Here is a 20181-nt window from a genome sequence, read left to right as displayed (position 1 = left end):
CGCGGTGGTGCCGTCGGCGCGGGGTGCCCGGTCGCCGTCAGCTTACCGGTGCAACGGCGCGCGACGCCGTGCCGATTCCCGCGGTGACCGAGGCGGCGGTCACTCCTCGGTGTCGGGCTCCTCGGCCTTCTTCGCCTTCTCGGCCGCGGCGGCTCGCTCGGCGGCGACGCGCTCGGCCTCGGCCTGCTCGGCCGCGGCGAACACATCGGGCAGGCGCCCGCCGGAGGCGTCGATCAGCTCACGCAGCCGGTCGTAGCCCACCGCGGGCAGCTTGACCTCGGAGTCGTCGGCCAGGCGAGCCTTGACGGAGCCGCGCTTGGGGATGCTGATGCCCTTGACCTGTGCCCAGTCGAGGTGCTTCTTGCCGAACATCGAGCTCAGATCGAGCCCGGCATCGGACACCGTGGTGTGGGTCCGCACGACCCAGTACACCGCGATGACCGGCAGCAGCAGCAGCCACCACAGCACGGCGGGCCAGCCGACGAACGGGAAGAACACGCAGAACGCGAGCACCAGCACACCGATGTAGGCCAGGCGCGGCACCCCGATCACGTGCACACCCGGCGTCGGGGTGCTCGCCTTGCGCGGCACGAGCAGCCAGACGACCACCGCGGTCGGCACGAGCAGGCCGATCCGCATGCCGAGCGACCACTCCTGCACGGTGCCGACGACGACGAAGATCAGGTACCCGAGCACCACCGCGGCGATCGCCGCGAGTCGGCCCGGACTCGCCGAGCGCAGACCGCTGGGCCGCGAGGGGCGACCCGTATCGGTTCCCTCGTCGGCGGTGTGGGACGATTTAGCCGGTGGCACGGACTGATGCGGTGATGACACCCTCCTATCCTCGCATCCTGGTACACGGACCCACGCAACCACTCGAGTCCCACATAATGGGATGGAGAGTGTAGCCTGTTTGACTCTTCGGCCCACGCGCACATAACGTCGTGCTCGTGAACCACAGTGTCAATTCAAGAGCTGAGTTGCTCGTACTCGGCCGGCGCGTCCAGCGTTGAGCCTGACTGCCTGAGTCGAATACGTCAGCTCGCGTTGCGACGCGCCACCCTCGAACAGCCATGCGCTGGTCGGGGGCTTTTTTGTGTTCGGGCATTATCCGATGCGCGACGGGTCGCAAGGCACCGCGTGTCAGGCACACCAGTGTTGTCCGGGGTCAGAACGACAAAAGTTAGGAACGAAGACGGTGAGTGCACCAACCGCACGGCCCGGGCCATCGGCCCGCAGGTCAGCGCCTTCGGCGAGCCAGCCTGCCGCTGGTAGCCCGGCGACCAACCCCACCCGCCGCCAGGTCGCGCCCGAGCGCGTCACCGGCGCGCAGTCGGTGGTCCGGTCCCTCGAAGAGCTCGACGTCGACACCGTATTCGGCATTCCCGGCGGCGCGGTCCTCCCCGTCTACGACCCGCTGTTCGACTCCAAGAAGGTCCGCCACGTCCTGGTGCGTCATGAGCAGGGCGCCGGTCACGCGGCGACCGGTTACGCGCAGGCCTCCGGCAAGGTCGGTGTGTGTATGGCCACATCCGGCCCCGGCGCCACCAACCTGGTGACCCCGCTGGCCGACGCGCAGATGGACTCGGTCCCGATCGTGGCGATCACCGGTCAGGTGCCGTCGAGCCTGGTCGGCACCGACGCGTTCCAGGAAGCCGACATCTCCGGCATCACCATGCCGATCACCAAGCACAACTTCCTGGTCAAGGACCCGATCGACATCCCGCGCATCCTGGCCGAGGCGTTCTACCTCGCCGCCTCGGGCCGCCCGGGCGCCGTCCTGGTCGACATCACCAAGGACGCGCTGCAGGCCCAGACCACGTTCTCCTGGCCGCCGGAGATGCGTCTGCCCGGCTACCGTCCGGTCACCAAGCCGCACGGCAAGCAGGTGCGCGAGGCCGCCAGGATGATCCTGGAGTCCAAGGCGCCGGTGCTCTACGTCGGCGGCGGCGTCATCAAGTCCGACGCCTCGGCCGAGCTGCTCGAGCTCGCCGAGCTGACCGGCATCCCGGTGGTCACCACCCTGATGGCGCGTGGCGCGTTCCCCGACAGCCACACCCTCAACATGGGCATGCCGGGCATGCACGGCACCGTCGGCGCCGTCGCCGCCCTGCAGCGCTCGGATCTGCTGATCACCCTCGGCGCCCGCTTCGACGACCGCGTCACCGGCCAGCTGGACTCCTTCGCGCCCGACGCGAAGGTCATCCACGCCGACATCGACCCGGCCGAGATCGGCAAGAACCGCCACGCCGACGTCCCGATCGTGGGCGACGCGCGTGAGGTGATCGTCGAGCTGATCGAGACCCTCAAGGCCGACCCGCAGTCCGGCGCGGCCCCGCTGCTGAACCTCACCGAATGGTGGGCCTACCTCAGCGACATCCGCGACAACTACCCGCTGGGCTGGAAGACCCCCAGCGACGGTTCGCTGTCGCCGGAGTTCGTCATCGAGGCGCTGGGCCGCCTGGCCGGCCCGGAGGCCGTCTACTGCGCCGGCGTCGGTCAGCACCAGATGTGGGCCGCGCAGTTCATCAAGTACGAGAACCCGCGTACCTGGCTGAACTCCGGTGGTCTCGGCACCATGGGCTACGCGGTTCCCGCGGCCATGGGCGCCAAGATGGGCGCGCCGGAGAAGGAAGTCTGGGCGGTCGACGGTGACGGCTGCTTCCAGATGACCAATCAGGAGCTGGCCACCTGTGCGATCGAGGGCGTGCCGATCAAAGTCGCGCTGATCAACAACGGCAACCTCGGCATGGTCCGCCAGTGGCAGACCCTGTTCTACGAAAAGCGCTACTCCAACACCGACCTGGGCACCCACACCCTGCGCATCCCCGACTTCGTCAAGCTGGCCGAGGCGCTGGGTTGCGTCGGCATCCGCGTGGAGAAGGAAGAAGACGTCGAGGCCGCGATCCGGCAGGCGCAGGAGATCAACGACCGTCCGGTCGTGATCGACTTCATCGTCGGCAAGGACGCCCAGGTGTGGCCGATGGTCGCCGCGGGCACCAGCAACGACGAGATCATGTTCGCGCGTGGCATCCGCCCGCTGTTCGACGAGGACGAGTCGGTCTCCGAGCCCGCCGTCATCCACGAGGCGATGGAGCGCGAGCAGGCGGCATTCGAGAAGGGTTCCGAAGCATGAGCACCACCCACACCCTGAGCGTTCTCGTCGAGGACAAGCCGGGCGTGCTGGCGCGAGTCGCGAGCCTGTTCTCGCGCCGTGGCTTCAACATCGAGTCGCTGGCCGTCGGTGGCACCGAGATCCCCGAGATCTCGCGCATGACCATCGTCGTGACCGTCGACGATCTGCCGCTCGAGCAGGTCACCAAGCAGCTCAACAAGCTGATCAACGTCATCAAGATCGTGGAGCAGGACGCCGACGCCTCGGTGGCCCGCGAGCTGATCCTGGTGAAGGTGCGGGCCGACGCGTCGGTGCGCACCCAGGTGATCGAGGCTGTGCAGTTGTTCCGCGCCAAGGTGATCGACGTGTCGCCCGACGCGCTGACCATCGAGGCCACCGGCACCCGGTCCAAGCTGGATGCCCTGCTGCGCATGGTCGAGCCCTACGGTATCCGCGAGATCGTGCAGTCGGGCGTGGTCGCAGTCGGACGCGGTCCGAAGTCGATCACGGCCACCCGCTAACTTTTACCCACCAGAAATTATCCAGAAGGGACTCCACAGTGGCAGTCGAGATGTTCTACGACGACGACGCTGACCTGTCGATCATCCAGGGCCGCAAGGTCGCCGTGATCGGCTACGGCAGCCAGGGCCACGCGCACTCGCTGAGCCTGCGCGACTCCGGCGTCGACGTGCGCGTCGGCCTCGCTGAGGGTTCGAAGTCGCGGCCGAAGGCCGAAGAGGCCGGTCTGACCGTCGGCACGCCCGCCGAGGTTTCGGAGTGGGCCGACGTGATCATGGTGCTGGCGCCCGACACCGCTCAGGCGTCGATCTTCACCAACGACATCGAGCCGAACCTGAAGGACGGCGACGCGCTGTTCTTCGGCCACGGCCTCAACATCCACTTCGGTCTGATCAAGGCTCCGGCCAACGTCACCGTCGCGATGGTCGCCCCGAAGGGCCCCGGCCACCTGGTGCGTCGTCAGTTCGCCGACGGCAAGGGCGTTCCGGCCCTGATCGCCGTGGACCAGGACCCGACCGGCGAGGGCCAGGCCCTGGCGCTGTCCTACGCCAAGGGCATCGGCGGCACCCGCGCCGGCGTCATCAAGACCACCTTCAAGGAAGAGACCGAGACCGACCTCTTCGGTGAGCAGGCCGTGCTCTGCGGTGGCACCGAGGAACTGGTCAAGACCGGTTTCGAGGTCATGGTCGAGGCGGGCTACGCCCCCGAGATGGCCTACTTCGAGGTCCTGCACGAGCTGAAGCTGATCGTCGACCTCATGTACGAGGGCGGCATCGCGCGCATGAACTACTCGGTGTCCGACACCGCGGAGTTCGGTGGCTACCTGTCCGGTCCGCGTGTCATCGACGCCGGCACCAAGGAGCGCATGAAGGCGATCCTGGCCGACATCCAGTCCGGCGAGTTCACCCGCCGCCTGGTCGCCAACGTCGAGAACGGCAACACCGAGCTCGAGGGTCTGCGCAAGGCCAACGCCGAGCACCCGATCGAGGTCACCGGCGCCAAGCTCCGCAGCCTGATGAGCTGGGTCGACCGCCCGATCACCGAGACCGCGTAGGTTCTCGCTGTTCGTTCCGAAGGGCCCGTTCGCCTCGTGCGAGCGGGCCTTTCGGCGTTCTGGCGTAACCTGAGGGGGGCGGCGGAAGGAACACCAGCCCAACGATTTTGGCTCGAGTCGACGATGGGGAGTGCTCGATGCGCGTCACCGATCTGAACCCGGTCCCCTCTGCAGACCTCGGCGGCGGCGATCTGGCTATTCCGTTCGAGTTGCCCAACGGCGATGTCGGATTCATCTGGGGCGACTCGTTTTCCGGGGACGGTCCGTTCGGGCCGCCGATGAGCGGCATCGGGAACTGGCGTTCGCCCATCATCACCCGCACGTCCCAGCGCGACCCCGCCGAGCCGATCGTCATGGCCACCTCGCCGAGCACCGACGGCCGCCAGTTGTGGGACTACCAGCACGACAACGCCGAATACTCCACCGTCCTCCCGTGCGACGCGATGACCATCGACGGCCGGATCTACCTGTGGGTCATGTACACCCAGGGTCTGGGCAACGAGAAGTGGTGCGAGGTCTGGACATCCGACGACAGCGGCATCACCTGGGCGCGTAGCGGTTCGAAGTTCTGGTGCGGCGCGTTCGCCGGTAAGCGGGTCATGATCTCCTGGGCCAAGGACCCGCACAGCGACTGGGTCCACATCATCTCCACCGGCGGCCTGGCCCGGAACAAGGACATGCTGCTGTGGCGCGCGACGGTCGACGGCCTGTCCGATCCGCACGCCTGGCAGGGCTGGGGCTGGAACGGCGACAACTGGGGCTGGAACCGCGAGCCGACGCCGATCCTGCCCGGCTGGCGATTCGGTGAGATCTGCCTGCGCTATGTCGAGAACAGGGCCGTCATCTCCGGATTCGACGCGGGGGACTACTCGATCTTCGTCAAGGTCGGCGACCGCATCGACAACACCAACTGGATAACGGCACACACTCATCGGCCGGTGACCGGGATGCCGCGCGGTGTCGATACGGTGCCGCGTCTCTACGGTGGCTACATCCATCCCTACAGCAGGCTCGAGGACGGCAAGTTCACCCTGATCATCTCCGAGTGGGCCGAGAACGGGAACCCTTACCGAGCGACTCAATTCACCTGCGACGGGATTCGCCGCAAGGTGCTGGTTCCTGGCCCGGATCCCGAGCCGACCCCCGAGCCGACGCCGAACCCGCAGCGAACCTGGTGGCAGGAACTCGTCCGCCGAGTCGACGAGTGGCGAAGGCAGCTGGGCATGTAGCGAAGAGCTTGCTGTCGCGGAGTGATAGCGGGAGACTTGCTGGATGACGAATCAGACGGTGGAGGACTTCGCGGACGAAGCGGTCGACGAGGGTAGGGCGGCGCGGAAGCGGATCTCGCGATCGCAGCTCGGGGGGTGGGGCGCGGGCCCGGACCGGGAGGATCCGGTTGCCATTCTGGAGCGGCAGGCCGAGACCAGGTTCCAGGAGCTGGTGCCGATCCGGTATGCCCGGATGAGCCAGTCGCCCTTCGCTTTCCTGCGCGGTGCGCCCGCGATCATGGCCGCCGATCTGGCCAAGAGCGAGAACACCGGCTTGACCGTGCAGCTCTGCGGTGACGCCCACCTGTCGAACTTCGGGCTCTACGCCTCGCCGGAGCGCAATCTCGTCTTCGACGTCAACGACTTCGACGAGACCCTGCCCGGTCCGTTCGAATGGGACGTCAAGCGCCTCGCCGCCAGTGTCGCCGTCGCCGCCCGCGACAACGGCTGCGACGATGACCGGGCCGCCACCGCCGTCGAAGCCGCGGCCCGCAGCTATCGCGAGACGATGCGCATGCTCGCCGAGACCGACAGCATGACGGTCTGGTACGAGCGCGTCGACGCCGAGCGGGTCGCCGAACTGGTCCGGAAACCCAAGCAGCGCAAAAAGGTTGCCAGAGCCATCACCAGTGCCCGCAGCAAGACCAGCCTGCAGGCGCTGGCCAAGCTCACCGAGCCGGACGCCGACGGTATTCCACGGATCAAGAACCAGCCGCCGCTGCTGGTGCCGATCGAACTGCACGACGAGAAGATCGTCAAGGACGTCTTCGCCGACTTCCGCCGCAGTCTGCCGGACGAGCGCCGCGTGCTGTTCGACCGGTACCGGCGGGTGGATCAGGCGATGAAGGTGGTCGGTGTCGGCAGCGTGGGCACGCGGTGCTTCATCGCGCTGATGATGGACAAGGAATCGGGCAGTCCGCTGTTCCTGCAGTTGAAGGAAGCCGAGACGTCGGTGCTCGCACCGCACCTGAAGCCGAGCAAATATCACCACCAGGGGCATCGGGTGGTGGTCGGGCAGCGGCTCATGCAGTCGGCCAGCGACGTCTTCCTCGGCTGGGCGACCGGCCCCGCAGGTCGGTTCTTCTATGTGCGCCAGCTGCGTGACATGAAGGGTTCCGCGGCGATCGACAGCATGACCTACGGCGAGCTCGCAACATACGCGGGGTTGTGCGGTTCCGTCCTGGCCCGCGCGCACGCCCGCTCCGGCGATCGCGTCGCCATTGCCGCCTACCTGGGGAAGAACGACGGATTCGACCGTGCGATGGGCGAATTCGGCCTGGCCTACGGCGACCAGACGGTCACCGACCGGCTCTCCCTGCTCGCCGCGATCGACTCGGGCCGGATCACCGCGGCCCCGCACGCCTACTGAATTCACCGTAGCGGCGCGAGGCGGTCCGGCCCCGGGACCGCCTCGCGCTGTTCGGCGGTGGCTGTCCGAACCAGCGCGGTGCCGATCGCGAACAACCACAGCATCGTCAGCCCGCCGACGGTCGCCGTGGTGCCCCAGCCGTTGGCCGCGTAGAAGTTCGCGGGGATATTGCCGAAGAACAGTGACGGCACGAAGACGAAGTTCACCCCGGCGAGCAGCCAGCTGGTCACGATGCACCAGCGGGGGAGCAGCCGCACGACCGCGACGGCGAACGCCACCAGGAACAATCCTTCGAGCAATCGCGACACGGTCCCGTAGAGGATGTAGGTGCCGGTGACGGTGATCGTCGGGTCGATCGGCTCCGGCGCGGCGATCACGGCGCCGACCTCCAACCCCATGGACACGGCGACCACGATGAGCCAGGCGGTGCCGGCGGTCGCGGCCACCGAGCCGAACCATTCCCGCTCCGGATCGCGCCGCTTCACCACGTAGGCGACGCCGCTCATGAACACCACGAACAGCGTGACGCCGATGAGTCCGAGCACCGATCGGGTGAGCACATTGGTATCCGGCGGCGGTCCCGCGTAGACGAAATACAGCGGAAGTTCGATCAACGTGCAGGTCGCGCCCGCGATGGCGGCGGCGCCCGTGATGCGCTGAACAGTGCTGGTGTTCATGGTGATTCGACCTCGTCCCCGGGGTATCACCCCCCGGCCCGTCATTAGTATATGACTTAAACTATAGGACGTATGCTAAGTTCGGGGAACCCCCGATCGAAAGAGGAGACGGTGCGACCGAAACGTTCGCGGCCCGCGGCGCCCGAGTTCTCACCGCTGGGGGATCCCGACTTCCCCGTGGTGTTCCGGCGCGGCGCGTGGGCCGAACGCGGCGAGCGTGAACACGGCCGCCCCCGCCTCGGCCGCCCGCCCGAACTCGACGCCGACCGCATCGTCGCCACCGCGATCACCCTCGCCGACCGCGACGGTCTCGCCGGTGCGACCCTGTCGAAAGTCGCTGCCGCGCTGGGTGTCACGCCGATGTCGCTGTATCGGCACATCCGTTCCCGGGACGGCCTCACCGACCGCATGGCCGACACCGCCTTCGGGTTGCCTCCGGCCACCGACCCCGACTGGCGTCAAGCCTTGCGCGCCTGGGCCGACGCGCAATTGGCGGTGTTCGCCCGTCATCCATGGCTCGCTCAGATCCCCATCACCGGCCCACCCCGTGGTCTCAACGCCCTCGCCTGGATGGACGCCGGACTGGCCGCGCTGCGTGGCACCGGCCTGGACTGGGGTGCCAAGATCGGCGTGATCACCGTCGTCGGTGGTTACGTCCGGCAAGCGTTCGTCACCGGCCGCCACCTGGCCGAGCGCCGCCTGGTCGAGCAGTTCGACGAGGCGACGGCGCTGCAGGTCTACCAGCAGGAGGTCTCGGCGGGGCTGGATACCGACCGTTTCCCCGAGGTAGCGCAGCTCTTCGCCGATCAGGCCTTCGCCGACGTCCCCCCGGACCAGGAGTCGGCCGACGCCGATTTCCGCTTCGGCCTCGACCTGATCCTCGACGGTGTCGACGCCGCGATCCGCCGGTGAACACACCCGCCTACACTGGTTACCGATGAGTAAGTTCTTTGCCTCGGTAGACCAGGTGACCGACCGGCTGACCGCGGCCGGCTACCTGCCGTCCCTCGATATCGCGACCGCGGTCTTCCTGGCCGACCACCTCGGTAAACCCCTGCTGATCGAGGGCCCGGCCGGCGTCGGCAAGACCGAGCTGGCCAAAGCCGTCGCCACGGCGGTGTCGGCCGAGCTCATCCGCCTGCAGTGCTACGAAGGTATCGACGAGGCCCGTGCGCTCTACGAGTGGAATCACGCCAAACAGCTGCTCCGCATCACCGCCACGTCGGGGGAGACCTGGGAAGGCACCCGCGACCACGTCTTCACCGAGGAATTCCTGCTCGCCCGCCCGCTGCTGGCCGCCATCCGCAATCCCGATCCGACGGTGCTGCTGATCGACGAGCTCGACAAGGCGGATGTGGAGCTGGAGGGCCTGCTGCTCGAGGTGCTCGGCGATTTCCAGGTGAGCATCCCCGAACTCGGCACGGTCACCGCCGTCCGCAAGCCCTTCGTCCTCCTCACCTCCAACGCCAACCGCGACCTGTCCGAGGCGCTGAAACGCCGCTGCCTGTTTCTGCACATCGACTATCCGACCGCGGAACTGGAGAAGGCGATCGTCCGGCTGAAGGTCCCGGAGCTCGATGCCGCACTGGCCGAGCCGGTGGTGACGACGGTGAGCGCGCTGCGTCAGCTGTCGCTGCGCAAGGCGCCGTCGATCGCTGAAACCGTGGACTGGGCAAAGACTCTGGTGGCATTGGGAACGCGCACGCTGAGCGGGGGAGTCGTTCGGGCCACCCTGGGTGTGTTGCTGAAGTACCAGTCCGATCATCGCGTGGCGATCGAGCGGCTCGGTCTCGACGACCAGACCGACGGTAGCGTGGTCCGATGACCGGCCCGCACACGGCGTCTCGCACCGTGATCGGCACGGCGTCATGGTGACCTCCGCGCCCGCGCATGGTGGTGTCGAAGCGCCGATGTCCGATCGCCTGGTCGGCTTCGTCGGCCTGTTGCGCGAGCACGGCATCCACGCGGGCCCCAGCGAGACCGTCGACGCCGCGGCCACGATCGTCGCCCTCGGCACCGCCGACTCCCGGGTGCTGCGCTCGGGGCTGGCCGCCTGTCTGCTGCGCCGCAACGGCCAGCGCAAGGTTTTCGACCAGCTCTTCGACCTCTACTTCCTCGACGCCACCCGGCCGATCGCCGCGTCGAGCGAGGACTCCGACCCGCTCCGCGAGCGGATCATCGCCGCCCTGATCCAAGGCGCCGACACCGCCGAACTCGCCAGGGAAGCGCTCAACACCTTCGGCGCCTACGGCGGCGCGGGGGAGAGCGCGGGGCGGGTCACCTCGGCCTCGGGCGCGGGCTGGTCGTCCTATCTGACGATGAAATCGCTACGCCCGGACGAGATCTCCGAGCAGGTCGCGCAAACCATGGGCGGGACAGGCCAATTCGACGCTGCCGTCCACACGATCGAAGCGCGACGCCGGGTCGAGCAGTTCCGCTCGGCCGTGCAGGCCGAGGCCCGCTTACGCTCGGCGCAACTGCGCGGCACCGACTACATCGCTCGTCGCGGCGTCGAATCCGGTGGTGACAGTACCGATTTCCTCGGCGCGCGCGAACAGGATCTCGCCGAGATGCGCCGCCTGGTGCACCCGCTCGCCCGCAAACTCGCCACCCGGCTCGCGGTCCGGCGTAAGAAGGCCGTCCGCGGCCAGATCGATCTGCGCCGCACCCTACGTCGTTCGATGGCCACCGGTGGCGTCCCCATCGATCCGGTGCTGCGTGCCCGCCGCCACGGCAGGCCCGATCTGGTTGTGCTGGCTGATGTCTCGGGCTCGGTGACCGGTTTCGCCGAGTTCACCCTGCAACTGGTGCAGGCCCTGCAGGACCAGTTCAGCAAGGTCCGCAGCTTCGGGTTCGTCGACACCTGCGCCGAGATCACCGGCTACTTCTCCCCGGGCGAACCGCCGCCGCCCGGTTTCGCGCAGAACATCGTCCGCGAGGCGGGCGTGGCGCGCTTCGGTTCCAGCAACTATGGCGAGGCGCTCCAGGGTTTCGTCGACCACTACCTCGACGCGCTCGGTCCGCGCACCTGCGTGCTGATCCTCGGTGACGCCCGCACCAACCGCACCGACCCGAATCTCGCCGCGCTGGAAGCGATCACCGAACGGGCGAAAGCGGTCTACTGGTTGAACCCCGAACCGTCGAGATCATGGAACACCGGCGATTCGGCCGCCGCGGCCTACACCGAGGTCGTCACCATGCACGAGTGCCGCAATGTCACGCAGCTCGCCGAAGTGATCGGTCGCCTGCTACCGGCGTGACAGCGCCACCGCGGGCCGCCCGGAAACGTCGTTGCCGACGCGGCAGGCACCGGGTGGTGGACCACCCGGTGCGCCATCCGCCGATCATCGCGGGCTGAGTCGCACGACCGCGTACTCGTGATCACTCTTGGCCTGGTACTTGCCGTATCGCGGCTGCGCGGTGGTGATGGAATCCCAGGCCTTGGCCCGCTCCGCGCCGGTGAGTACCCGCGGGGTGACCGGCAGCGGCGCCTCGCCGGGCAGTTCGATGCTCGCCTGCTCGGGGTGTCCCATGAGGTTGCGCTGCCAGTCGGGGTCTCCGTTCTTCCCACCCGACGCCACGAGCAGCCAGGAACCGTCGCCGTCGGCGAACCACGAGATCGGGGTCTGCCTCGGCTCGCCGCTGCGGCGGCCGACGGTGTTGAGGATCAGCACGTCCATCCCCATGAAAGTGCCGTTGCCCTTGCGGATCTTGCGGTTCATCCTGGCGTTCATCCTGTGCTGCATCCACCGGGAGAAGCCCCCGTGCGAGCTCTTGTTCTTGCCGGACGGCTGGTTCGTGGTCATCGGAAGGTCCTTTCGGTTGGTCGGAGTGTGCGGGGCTCAGCCCCAGGCGCCTGCGATCTGGCGGGTGGTGGCGTTGAGCCGGTTGAACATGTTGGTGACGCCGATCATCAGCACGATAGAGGCGAGCTGCTTCTCGTCGAAGTAGCTGGCGGCCGCGTCCCAGATCTCGTCGGTGACGGCGTTGGAACGGTCGGCCAGGCGGGTCGCCGCCTCGGCCAGTTCGAGGGCGGCGCGCTCCTCGTCGGTGAAGTACGGGGTCTCGCGCCAGGCGACGACCGTGGCCAACCGCTCCTCGCTGACACCGGCTTTGCGGGCGGTCTTGGTGCCGGCGTCGACGCAGGAGCTGCAGTTGTTGATCTGGCTGACCCGCAGGTGCACCAGCTCCAGGATCTCGCCGTCGACGCCGCCGGTCTGCACGGCCTTCAGCACCTGCTGGATCGGGCCCATCGCGTCGGTGAGGACCATGGCCGGGTTCTGCATCCGAGACTGCATGATGTTCTCCTTGTTTCCCGTTGTTCTCCGCTGCTTGCGGTGTGACTCAATAACAGCCCGTCGTGCGCCGGAACACGATGGCTGTGGGACACTGTGGGACAGTGGAAAAAGGTCCTGACCTCCCGATTGTCATCGGGAAACTTCTTGATCCGGGCCGGGACAACAGAGTGGGAAACGGTGGTTGTGCAACAGCAGACGGCAAAGGCCTACCCGCAGGACGAACTCGCTGCGCGCCTGCGCCTGATCCAGGAGCTGTCCGGGCGCGGCGTGCGCGCGCTGGCTCGCGACACGGGCTTGAGCTCGTCGTCGCTGTCGCGCTACCTCAGCGGACAGACGGTGCCGCCGTGGCCCGCCGTGCTGGAACTGTGCCGCCTGGTCAAACGCGACCCACGCCCGCTGCGCCCGCTGTGGGAGCGTGCCAACAATCCGCTGCCCGCGCCGCCGAAGACGAGCCGCCAGGTCGCCCCGCCGAGCCCGCCCGCCGACGCCCCACCGCCGCCGCGCAACGACCTGCCCCGCGACGTCCCCGACTTCACCGGCCGCGAACAGGCACTGGCCGACGTCCTCGCCGCCGTCCGATCCGACCGGGTGGTCGCGATCGACGGCATGGCCGGTGTCGGCAAGACGTCCCTGGCCGTGCACGCCGCACACCAGCTGACCGCCGAATACCCCGACGCCCAGCTCTATCTCGACCTGCACGGCTTCACCGACGGCCGCCAGCCCCTCGACCCCGACGCCGCGATCCGCGCCCTGCTGGCCGCACTGCAGGTGCCCTCGGAGAAGGTCCCGCAGGACGGCGGGGTCGAACTGCGGGCGGCGTGCTGGCGTTCGGAGCTGGCCCGGCTGCGCGCCGTGGTCGTCCTCGACAACGTCGCCGACGCCGCGCAGGTCAGCCAGCTGCTGCCGGGCGCTGGCGAGTCGGTCGCCATCATCACCAGCCGTAATCGGCTGCTCGAGCTCGACGAGGTGCCGCCGGTGACTCTCGACGTGCTCACCCCGGAGGAGAGCGCGGAGCTGCTGGTCAGGGCCAGCGGCGATGCGCGCGGACCCGACGGCAGGCTCGCGCGGGAACCCGAGCAGGCCGCCGAGGTGCTGCGGCTGTGCGGCAATCTGCCGCTGGCCCTGCGCCTGGCCGCGGCCCGGTTGCGCCACCGTCCGGGCTGGTCGGTCGGCATCCTGGTGGAGCGAATGGCCGAGGGCGCCACCGAATTCGACACCGCGTTCGGCATGTCGGTGCGTCAGCTCAATCGCGATCAGCGCCGTCTGTTCCGGCTGCTCGGCCTGATCCCCGGGTCCACCTTCACCGACTACGTCGCCGCCGCGGTCGCCGATGTGCCGTTGCGCACCGCGCGCACCATGCTCGAAGACCTGCTCGACGCCCACCTGGTCCAGCAGCCGGCCGAGGGGCGCTACCGGCTCCACGATCTGGTGCGCCAGCACGCCCGCCACGCCACCTTCGAACACGACTCCGACGCCGATCGCGATCGCGCGCTGCACCGGATCCTCGACTACTACGTGCACACCGCGGCCGCCGCCGACGCCGCGATGCCGTTCCTGTCGCCGACCCGCCCGGTGTCGGCGGGCTCGCCCCCGGCCGAACTACCGCACTTCCCTGGGCGCGACCCCGCGTTCTTCTGGTTCGTCACCGAGTACACCAACCTGATGGCGGTGTTCTACACGGCCGTCGAGGTCGGCGCGTACGTCCACGTGTGCGAGCTGCCGCGCTTCATGCGCGCGTTCTTCGCCCGGCGTTGCGGCACAACCCATCTCAACGCCCTGTTCGAACAATCCCTGACCGCCGCCGAACATCTCGGCGACCCACGTCAGCTCGCCGAAGCGCACAGCGACCTGGGTTTCGCCCGCTACAACGCGGGCCGGATGGCCGAGGCGGCCGCCGCCTACGCCGCCGCGGCACCGCTCATCGCGGCCGCGGGCGACCCACTGCCCCGCGCCGAGCTGACCATGCGCTGCGCCCACTTGCGCTGGGACGAAGGCGATACCGAGGAACCACTCGAACTGTTCCGCCAGGCCCGCGACCTCTACGCGACCAGCGGGTGCCCGATGAGCGCCGCCGACGCCATCGCCAGCGAAGCCTGGGCCATGCTGCAGCTGGGTCACCGTGAGCAAGCCGCTCAGCTTGCCCGCGAAGCCCTGGACATCCCCGTCGACGACCCGTCGTGGCCGCCGTCGCTGCAGGCCCAGATCACGCTCGGCGTCGCCATCGCCGCCGACGAACCCGACGAAGCGCTCGACCACCTGCGTACCGCGCTGGCGCTGGCCCGCGCGGACGGCCACAAACACAACGAAGCCTGGTGCCTGAACTGTCAGGGCGTCGCGCTGCGCCGGATGGGCCGCTACGACGAGGCCCTCGCCAGCCATCGCGAGGCGTTCGCCCTGCTCGACGACCTGTTCGAGGAGCACTGGAAGATCCACTTCCTGCACGGCTACGCCGAAACCTGCCGTCTGGCTGGACTTCCCGACGAAGCGCTGCGCCTGCACCGCCAAACCCTGGAACTGGCACCGAAACTCGGCTACCGCCTCGAAGAAGCGATGGCGCACCAGGGCATCGCCGAGGTACTCGAACCGACCGACCCGGACACCGCCGCGCACCATCGCGCGGCGGCCCAGGCCATCCACGCCGAGCTCAGCCCATCGACTTCGCTCCATCCAGCGATTCCCGAATGATGTCGGCGTGACCGGAGTGCTGCGCGGTCTCGGTCATGATGTGCATGAACACCCGGCGGGCGCTCCAGCGTCCGCCGGGCTCGAACCAGGGCGCCTTCGGCAGCGGCTGAGTCACATTCAGGTCGGGCACCGTGCGCACCAGCTCGTCGGTCCGCGCTGCGACCTGCTCGTATTCGGCGAGCACGCCCGCCAGGGTCTCACCCGGCAGCATCCGGAAGATGTCGCCCCACGCGGCGATCTCCTCCTCGCTCATCGACTCGAAATCGGGGCCTTCTTCCGGTCCGTCGACGATGAACTTCGCCCAGTTCGCCTCCACCGCCGACACGTGCTTGATCAGCCCGCCCAGGCACAGCTCGCTGGCGGTGGTCCGCATCCCGGCCTGCTCGTCGGTCAGATCGCGGGTCGTGTACCGGAGGAAGTACCGGTGCTTGGCGAGCATCTCCAGCAGATCGGTGCGCTCGGCGTCGAGGAGAGTAGGCGTGGTCATGAGTGGATTCCCTTCGTTGTCGGTGTGAAATCCAAGGTAGAACCCATTGCGGCCAGTTTCCGTCCGCAATTGCGGACATAATCGAAAACATGGCCGACACGAGCGCACGCACCCTCCGTCTGCTGTCGCTGCTGCAGACGCACCGCTACTGGCCGGGCACGGAACTGTCCGAGCGCCTCGGCGTTTCGGCGCGCACCCTCCGCCGCGACATCGACCGTCTGCGTGAGCTCGGCTATCCCGTGGAGGCCCGCCCCGGCGTCGACGGCGGCTACCAGCTCGCTGCCGGCGCCGCCCTCCCGCCCCTGGTCCTCGATGACGACGAAGCCGTCGCCATCACCGTCTGCCTGCAGGCGGGTTCCCAGGGCGCGGGTGACGGCCTGGCCGAACCGTCCCTCCGCGCCCTGGCCAAACTCGTCACCGTCCTGCCCACCCGCTTACGCCGCCGCGTCGACGCCCTCCGCGCCATGACCGTCTCCACCGGCTGGAACGCCGTCCCACTCTCCGACGTCGACCCCGCCGTCCTCACCGACCTGGCCATGACCTGCCGCGGCGAAGAACGCCTCACCTTCACCTACACCGCCGCCGACGGCCGCACCAGCACCCGCGAAGTAGAACCCCACCGCCTGGTCTCCCAGGGCCGCCGCTGGTACCTCGTCGCCTACGACCTCACCCGCCACGACTGGCGCACCTTCCGCGTTGACCGCCTCACCGACTCCCACACCACCGGCATCCGCTTCCGCCCCCGCGAACTCCCGTCCCCCGACGCCGCCACCTTCGTTCGCGACGGAATGGGTTCCCGCCGAACGGGTTACACCGTCACCGCCGAAATCGAAGCCCCCGCGGCTGACGTCCAAGCCCGCGTCGGCCGCTGGTGCTCCGTCACCGCCCTGACCCCTGGCCGTACCCGCATCGAAACGACGGTCGACAATCTCGACTGGCCACTGCTGCTGCTCGGCAAGGTCGAAGCCGACTTCACTGTCCTCGGCCCAGCGGAACTAGCTGCCCGGATCGCGGAATGTGGCGCACGGTTTTCCCGGTCGACGTGCCCGGGTGGAATACTCGCTGGTCCGGGCAATGTTGGTGCGAAGCACTTCGAGCGGGCGGAGCAGTGGGGTGCCGTCGCGGATGCGGAGCGTCGTCACCAGACTGAGAAGAATGCTCTGTGATCTAAGCATGCGCCCGAGCTGGCAGAACACGACGTCACCACCGTTCCTGAATGAATCCGGCTGTGCTGCAAGTGTTCACGGTAATCGGTGTGCTTCTCGGTGCTGGAACACGCGCCCGCCGCTGATGACACGCCCGGATCCGAACCTCACTGTTGTCCGGAGATCGCGAAGTCATCCGTGCCGATACCGCTGCATCCGCCGCCGCCGAAAGAACAACTGGTCGACAGCGACCGGGTCCACCAACGCCGTGATCTCGGCCAACCGGGTGTCGTAGTGGTGCTCGGTAATGCACCGGTGCAGGTGAGCTCGCCGCTCGGGCCCGAGCCCCGACCACACCGCGCCGAACCGAGCCTGCGCGTCGGGCCCGGAGACGGCAACCAGATCGAGCAACGCGGGCCAGCAATGGGTTTCCGTAGCGCGGGCGGGCAGCTCGGCCACCGTGGAATCCGACAGCGCAGCCAGCGCGTAACCAACCACGCTCCTGACACGCTCGTCCATGCGCGACATCAACGTGAACAGCCCGAGCCAACTACCCGAGTCGCTGCGGTTGTCCAGCGGCGCGACCAGCCCGACGCCCACTCCCGGATCGTCGAACACCGGATTGCCGACCAACGTCCACAGCGCGACCGGTGTGAGTTGCCCAGCCAGCGTGAGAAATTCGGGCACCGCACCCGCCCCGATCGCATTCCTGACCAGGTTGCCAACCTCGACAGGCCGCGCGTTGCCGAACAGCACATCGCCCACCCGGCAGATCACATCCGGCGCACACCGCGAAAACACCGACAGCGCAGCATGTTGCAGCGCAGGCCGACCCGCCAACATCGCATGCACCATCCGCGGAATCCGCCGATGCGGCCCGTCGAGCAGCTGCCTGATCACGGCACTGAGTATGTCGACGTCATAGGAGTAGGCGGCAGAGTGGATCAGCCCCGCATCATCGGGGACACCCGCCTCCACAGCGGCGATCAACTCCGGTGTGGCACAAGATAAGAACGGCCCAGCAGTCACATAGTCACACCGGCGCAGCAGCTCGTTAACGATCTCGACGATCGGCCCCGGCGGCGCTACATCGGACAACTGCTCGATGGCCCGCGGATCGAGATACGGCGCACAGTCCGCCGCATACCTGGGATCCAGCATCATCAACGTCTCAGCAGCCTTGACCGGATGCTCGACTCCGACAGACCCCGCCGCCCGCCCGGTAGTCATCGGCGGAACCAGCCTCTGCACCAACGGAATCGAGATAGACAACGGAATGAACGGCACCAGCGCACTGATCCGCCGAAACGTCTCACTGTGCTGATCGAACAGCACCCCCGAAATCTGCTGCTGCAACTCGTGCAGCCGATCGGCCCCCAGATACCGCAGATGCTGTAACCGCTGAGGATGAACATGCAGCGTGCGAGCCAGCAGAATCAACTGCGCCCGCGTAGTCAAATCAGTCATCTGCCGCCGAACATGATCTTCTTCGTCACCGCACGCAACGGCCGGGGCAACGCCCCGATCATCGAGTCGATCGACTTGTCCAGCGCCGCAGCCTCGAACGTCACCGCCGCCCGCATCAACTCGAACAGATCCCTGGCCTCATCGGCGGGCAAACTCTGTAACGCAGGCAGCGTCTCAGGCACCCCACCTTCACGGTCACTTCTGACAGTCATGTGGCTCCTGAACAACGCGTAGATCTCAACCTCCGAGAATGCCGCCTCCACCCGCCCCCGACCACAACTTCGCGAATATCTGTGCGCAGCAACGAAAACAACGACACAGATACATGTGAACCGACGTTCCACCGACGATGTTCTATGGCCGAAGTCCCTTGACATCGGCGGAGAAACATCGTCGCAGTCGGGGATCCAAGCCGCCCGCAGTAGACTCGCCGAGAAATCCGACATCGAGAGGCAGCCTGCCGGCATGACATCGAGTGGCCCGTTCCCCAAGCTGCTGCCGGACTCGACATCGGATACGGACGCCATCGCGCAAAACGACTGGAACGCCTACGCCGAGATCGACTTCCTCCGGGACCACTGGTCGGTGAAGCAGTGGGCTCCGGGGCACACGGGGTACTACTGGTACCTCACCTTCGATTCCCCTGAACTGATCGAACTCGCTGCCGAGTGCCAGAACGCCCTGACCCAAGACGAACTCGACAACGTACCGCTGGACGCCCTGCACATCACCATCGCAGGGATCGGCAGTACGACGACTGTCGCCGACGAGCAGATCGACAACCTGGTCTCGCTCGCGCGAGCGAGGCTGGCGGAGGTGAAGCCATTCGACCTCACCATCGGCCCGCTGACCGGCTCACGCAGCGCCGTCAGGTTCTCGGTGTCACCGTGGGATCCGCTGCTCGACCTGCACCAGATCCTGTCGATGTGTACTTCGGAGTCGATACAGGGCCTGTCTGCCTCGGCGGGACCACTCGGCGCTCGTTTCCGGCCGCATCTGGGCATCGCCTACAACAACACCGACCGAGCCGCAGATGAGCTCATCGAAGCAGTCGCAGCGCTGCGCGACACCGGACCCGCCAAAGTGCGCGTGAACCACGTCGAATTGGTGGTGCTCCGACGAGATGGACACAGCTACCGCTGGGACACCCGCGCAGCCCTTCCTCTTGGGGGCTAATTGTTGGCTTCTGGCACAATCAGCGGCTGCGTCCAACGCCGCCACGTCCAAGCGCACCATAGTCCGACTCCACACCGAGTCCGACCACGAAACGTGGTCGTCGACTAACCTGCCGAACTCCACGGCCTTGTCGAACCGGACCGTCGAGAGAAACGTAGTGGCCGCGTTCGCCATGAGACGTGCTTTGCCGTGGGAGTCGAAGGTCAGGGCGGGGCTTTGGCTCGAAACCGCATTCTGGCGATCAGCTAGGACAGGGCCCGTTCGATTGCCCGCTCGGCCTCCCTGCATCGCCCAGCTTTCCCAAGGCGTGGGCTAATCCATTGGAGTACAGGCGAATCGCTTGTGAGCTGGTCCCGTCCTTCGCAATCCCTTCTTCTGCCAAATTCACCGTAGTCTTGAAATCTCCCGTGTAGTAGGCGCAGAAGATCTTGATGGACTTGACCAGGCGGGCATCTCGCGATCCTCGTTCAACTAGGCCAGCACCTGCGTTTCGCGGCAGTACATCCGAGCGCTGCCGAACCGCCCGCAGTTCACCTTCATGTACGCCAGGACTCCCGATAGGCGCCGCGAACCGATACAACTGCTCGACGTGCGCAAAGGTTCTGGTGGAGAGGAAGATTCACTCGCTGCCGAAGCTCCTGAGTCTCGCTGGCCAGACGCCGCGGGCCTTCCGCCTCGTAGCGGTCGACGATGTCACCGAGGGCAAGGCTGAGGCCGTCGACGAGATCGCCATCGCCACGAAGCTCGGCACAATCCTGGAGGGCGCCGACAATCGCATCCGGTTGTCCGAACGGATCGCCGTGGTCGACCACGATCTCAGGTGATCGACCACGATCTCCGGTGGCCGAGCCGCGGTGACAGTGGCGGTGGAGACGGTGGCGAGGGTTGGTTCTGTAGGAGACGACGGTGGTGCTAGCGCAC

General features: G+C 67.4%; 19 protein-coding genes. 12 read left to right on the top strand and 7 right to left on the bottom strand.

The annotated features are described in order from the left end of the window. Positions 1–99: 99 nt before the first annotated feature. Complete coding sequence (locus tag ACFVAV_RS06965) at positions 100–834, bottom strand: PH domain-containing protein (protein ID WP_379031188.1); 735 nt, start codon at positions 832–834, stop codon at positions 100–102. Between the two features lie 364 nt (positions 835–1198). Here ACFVAV_RS06965 and ACFVAV_RS06960 point away from each other — a divergent pair, with 364 nt between their 5' ends. The 5 genes from ACFVAV_RS06960 to ACFVAV_RS06940 all read left to right on the top strand — a co-directional run bounded on the left by ACFVAV_RS06960 (position 1199) and on the right by ACFVAV_RS06940 (position 7325). Next, positions 1199–3136, top strand: a complete 1938-nt coding sequence (locus ACFVAV_RS06960; RefSeq protein ID WP_379031185.1) for an acetolactate synthase large subunit — start codon at positions 1199–1201, stop codon at positions 3134–3136. Next, complete coding sequence (ilvN, locus tag ACFVAV_RS06955) at positions 3133–3636, top strand: acetolactate synthase small subunit (protein ID WP_019048314.1); 504 nt, start codon at positions 3133–3135, stop codon at positions 3634–3636. Before ACFVAV_RS06960 ends, ilvN begins: the two co-directional genes overlap by 4 nt. 50 nt (positions 3637–3686) lie before the next feature. Next, a complete protein-coding gene (gene ilvC, locus ACFVAV_RS06950; protein WP_355282871.1) occupies positions 3687–4688 on the top strand; it encodes a ketol-acid reductoisomerase in 1002 nt (333 codons plus the stop codon). A gap of 137 nt (positions 4689–4825) precedes the next feature. Next, the gene (locus tag ACFVAV_RS06945; protein ID WP_379031182.1) at positions 4826–5917 is read left to right on the top strand and encodes a DUF4185 domain-containing protein; all 1092 of its coding nucleotides are present in this window, start codon (positions 4826–4828) and stop codon (positions 5915–5917) included. A gap of 43 nt (positions 5918–5960) precedes the next feature. After that, complete coding sequence (locus tag ACFVAV_RS06940) at positions 5961–7325, top strand: DUF2252 domain-containing protein (protein WP_379031179.1); 1365 nt, start codon at positions 5961–5963, stop codon at positions 7323–7325. 2 nt (positions 7326–7327) lie between these two features. Here the strand turns inward: ACFVAV_RS06940 and ACFVAV_RS06935 are convergent, their stop codons facing one another. Next, entirely contained in the window at positions 7328–8002 is a 675-nt protein-coding gene (locus ACFVAV_RS06935) for a hypothetical protein (RefSeq protein WP_379031176.1), read from the bottom strand. A gap of 111 nt (positions 8003–8113) precedes the next feature. On the opposite strand from ACFVAV_RS06935, the gene ACFVAV_RS06930 reads away from it, so the two are divergent. The 3 genes from ACFVAV_RS06930 (at position 8114) to ACFVAV_RS06920 (ending at position 11262) form a co-directional block, all read left to right on the top strand. Next, positions 8114–8914, top strand: coding sequence for a TetR/AcrR family transcriptional regulator (locus ACFVAV_RS06930; RefSeq protein WP_379031172.1), 801 nt, complete (start codon positions 8114–8116; stop codon positions 8912–8914). A gap of 25 nt (positions 8915–8939) precedes the next feature. Continuing rightward, positions 8940–9827 (top strand): AAA family ATPase, encoded by an 888-nt coding sequence (locus tag ACFVAV_RS06925; RefSeq protein WP_379031169.1) that lies wholly within the window; start codon positions 8940–8942, stop codon positions 9825–9827. A gap of 85 nt (positions 9828–9912) precedes the next feature. After that, positions 9913–11262, top strand: a complete 1350-nt coding sequence (locus ACFVAV_RS06920; protein ID WP_379031166.1) for a VWA domain-containing protein — start codon at positions 9913–9915, stop codon at positions 11260–11262. 84 nt (positions 11263–11346) lie between these two features. Here the strand turns inward: ACFVAV_RS06920 and ACFVAV_RS06915 are convergent, their stop codons facing one another. Beyond that, entirely contained in the window at positions 11347–11808 is a 462-nt protein-coding gene (locus tag ACFVAV_RS06915; protein ID WP_379031163.1) for a nitroreductase family deazaflavin-dependent oxidoreductase, read from the bottom strand. Positions 11809–11844: 36 nt separating this feature from the next. Next, on the bottom strand, positions 11845–12300 hold the full coding sequence (locus ACFVAV_RS06910; RefSeq protein WP_378849479.1) for a carboxymuconolactone decarboxylase family protein: 456 nt from the start codon (positions 12298–12300) through the stop codon (positions 11845–11847). 177 nt (positions 12301–12477) lie between these two features. Here ACFVAV_RS06910 and ACFVAV_RS06905 point away from each other — a divergent pair, with 177 nt between their 5' ends. Next, positions 12478–14985, top strand: a complete 2508-nt coding sequence (locus ACFVAV_RS06905) for a tetratricopeptide repeat protein (protein WP_379031160.1) — start codon at positions 12478–12480, stop codon at positions 14983–14985. On the opposite strand, the gene ACFVAV_RS06900 is transcribed toward ACFVAV_RS06905, so the two are convergent. Beyond that, the gene (locus ACFVAV_RS06900; protein ID WP_379031157.1) at positions 14945–15472 is read right to left on the bottom strand and encodes a DinB family protein; all 528 of its coding nucleotides are present in this window, start codon (positions 15470–15472) and stop codon (positions 14945–14947) included. The genes ACFVAV_RS06905 and ACFVAV_RS06900 overlap by 41 nt on opposite strands. A gap of 89 nt (positions 15473–15561) precedes the next feature. Here ACFVAV_RS06900 and ACFVAV_RS06895 point away from each other — a divergent pair, with 89 nt between their 5' ends. After that, positions 15562–16638 (top strand): helix-turn-helix transcriptional regulator, encoded by a 1077-nt coding sequence (locus ACFVAV_RS06895; RefSeq protein WP_379031155.1) that lies wholly within the window; start codon positions 15562–15564, stop codon positions 16636–16638. 171 nt (positions 16639–16809) lie between these two features. Here ACFVAV_RS06895 and ACFVAV_RS06890 read toward each other — a convergent pair whose 3' ends face one another. Further along, the gene (locus ACFVAV_RS06890; protein WP_379031152.1) at positions 16810–18084 is read right to left on the bottom strand and encodes a hypothetical protein; all 1275 of its coding nucleotides are present in this window, start codon (positions 18082–18084) and stop codon (positions 16810–16812) included. After that, entirely contained in the window at positions 18081–18266 is a 186-nt protein-coding gene (locus tag ACFVAV_RS06885; protein ID WP_379031149.1) for a hypothetical protein, read from the bottom strand. The genes ACFVAV_RS06890 and ACFVAV_RS06885 overlap by 4 nt, the downstream gene beginning before the upstream one ends. A gap of 283 nt (positions 18267–18549) precedes the next feature. On the opposite strand from ACFVAV_RS06885, the gene ACFVAV_RS06880 reads away from it, so the two are divergent. Together ACFVAV_RS06880 and ACFVAV_RS06875 are read left to right on the top strand one after the other, a co-directional pair. Further along, positions 18550–19260 carry a 2'-5' RNA ligase family protein gene (locus ACFVAV_RS06880; protein WP_379031146.1) on the top strand — a complete coding sequence of 237 codons (711 nt, stop codon included), beginning with the start codon at positions 18550–18552 and terminating at the stop codon, positions 19258–19260. Between the two features lie 605 nt (positions 19261–19865). Continuing rightward, positions 19866–20084, top strand: a complete 219-nt coding sequence (locus tag ACFVAV_RS06875) for a hypothetical protein (protein WP_379031144.1) — start codon at positions 19866–19868, stop codon at positions 20082–20084. Positions 20085–20181 lie beyond the last annotated feature (97 nt).

Source organism: Nocardia sp. NPDC057663 (genome assembly GCF_042799895.1).
Lineage (GTDB): Bacteria > Actinomycetota > Actinomycetes > Mycobacteriales > Mycobacteriaceae > Nocardia.
The sequence above is the reverse complement of the archived record's forward strand: the minus strand, read 5'-3'. Positions and strand labels throughout refer to the sequence as shown.

Coding starts and splice junctions, on each gene's coding strand:
- ilvN (WP_019048314.1), top strand. CDS start 3,133: ATGAGCACCACCCACACCCTGAGCGTTCTCGTCGAGGACAAGCCGGGC.
- ilvC (WP_355282871.1), top strand. CDS start 3,687: ATGTTCTACGACGACGACGCTGACCTGTCGATCATCCAGGGCCGCAAG.
- ACFVAV_RS06945 (WP_379031182.1), top strand. CDS start 4,826: ATGCGCGTCACCGATCTGAACCCGGTCCCCTCTGCAGACCTCGGCGGC.
- ACFVAV_RS06940 (WP_379031179.1), top strand. CDS start 5,961: ATGACGAATCAGACGGTGGAGGACTTCGCGGACGAAGCGGTCGACGAG.
- ACFVAV_RS06935 (WP_379031176.1), bottom strand. CDS start 8,002: ATGAACACCAGCACTGTTCAGCGCATCACGGGCGCCGCCGCCATCGCG.
- ACFVAV_RS06925 (WP_379031169.1), top strand. CDS start 8,940: ATGAGTAAGTTCTTTGCCTCGGTAGACCAGGTGACCGACCGGCTGACC.
- ACFVAV_RS06920 (WP_379031166.1), top strand. CDS start 9,913: ATGTCCGATCGCCTGGTCGGCTTCGTCGGCCTGTTGCGCGAGCACGGC.
- ACFVAV_RS06915 (WP_379031163.1), bottom strand. CDS start 11,808: ATGACCACGAACCAGCCGTCCGGCAAGAACAAGAGCTCGCACGGGGGC.
- ACFVAV_RS06910 (WP_378849479.1), bottom strand. CDS start 12,300: ATGCAGTCTCGGATGCAGAACCCGGCCATGGTCCTCACCGACGCGATG.
- ACFVAV_RS06900 (WP_379031157.1), bottom strand. CDS start 15,472: ATGACCACGCCTACTCTCCTCGACGCCGAGCGCACCGATCTGCTGGAG.
- ACFVAV_RS06895 (WP_379031155.1), top strand. CDS start 15,562: ATGGCCGACACGAGCGCACGCACCCTCCGTCTGCTGTCGCTGCTGCAG.
- ACFVAV_RS06890 (WP_379031152.1), bottom strand. CDS start 18,084: ATGACTGATTTGACTACGCGGGCGCAGTTGATTCTGCTGGCTCGCACG.
- ACFVAV_RS06880 (WP_379031146.1), top strand. CDS start 18,550: ATGACATCGAGTGGCCCGTTCCCCAAGCTGCTGCCGGACTCGACATCG.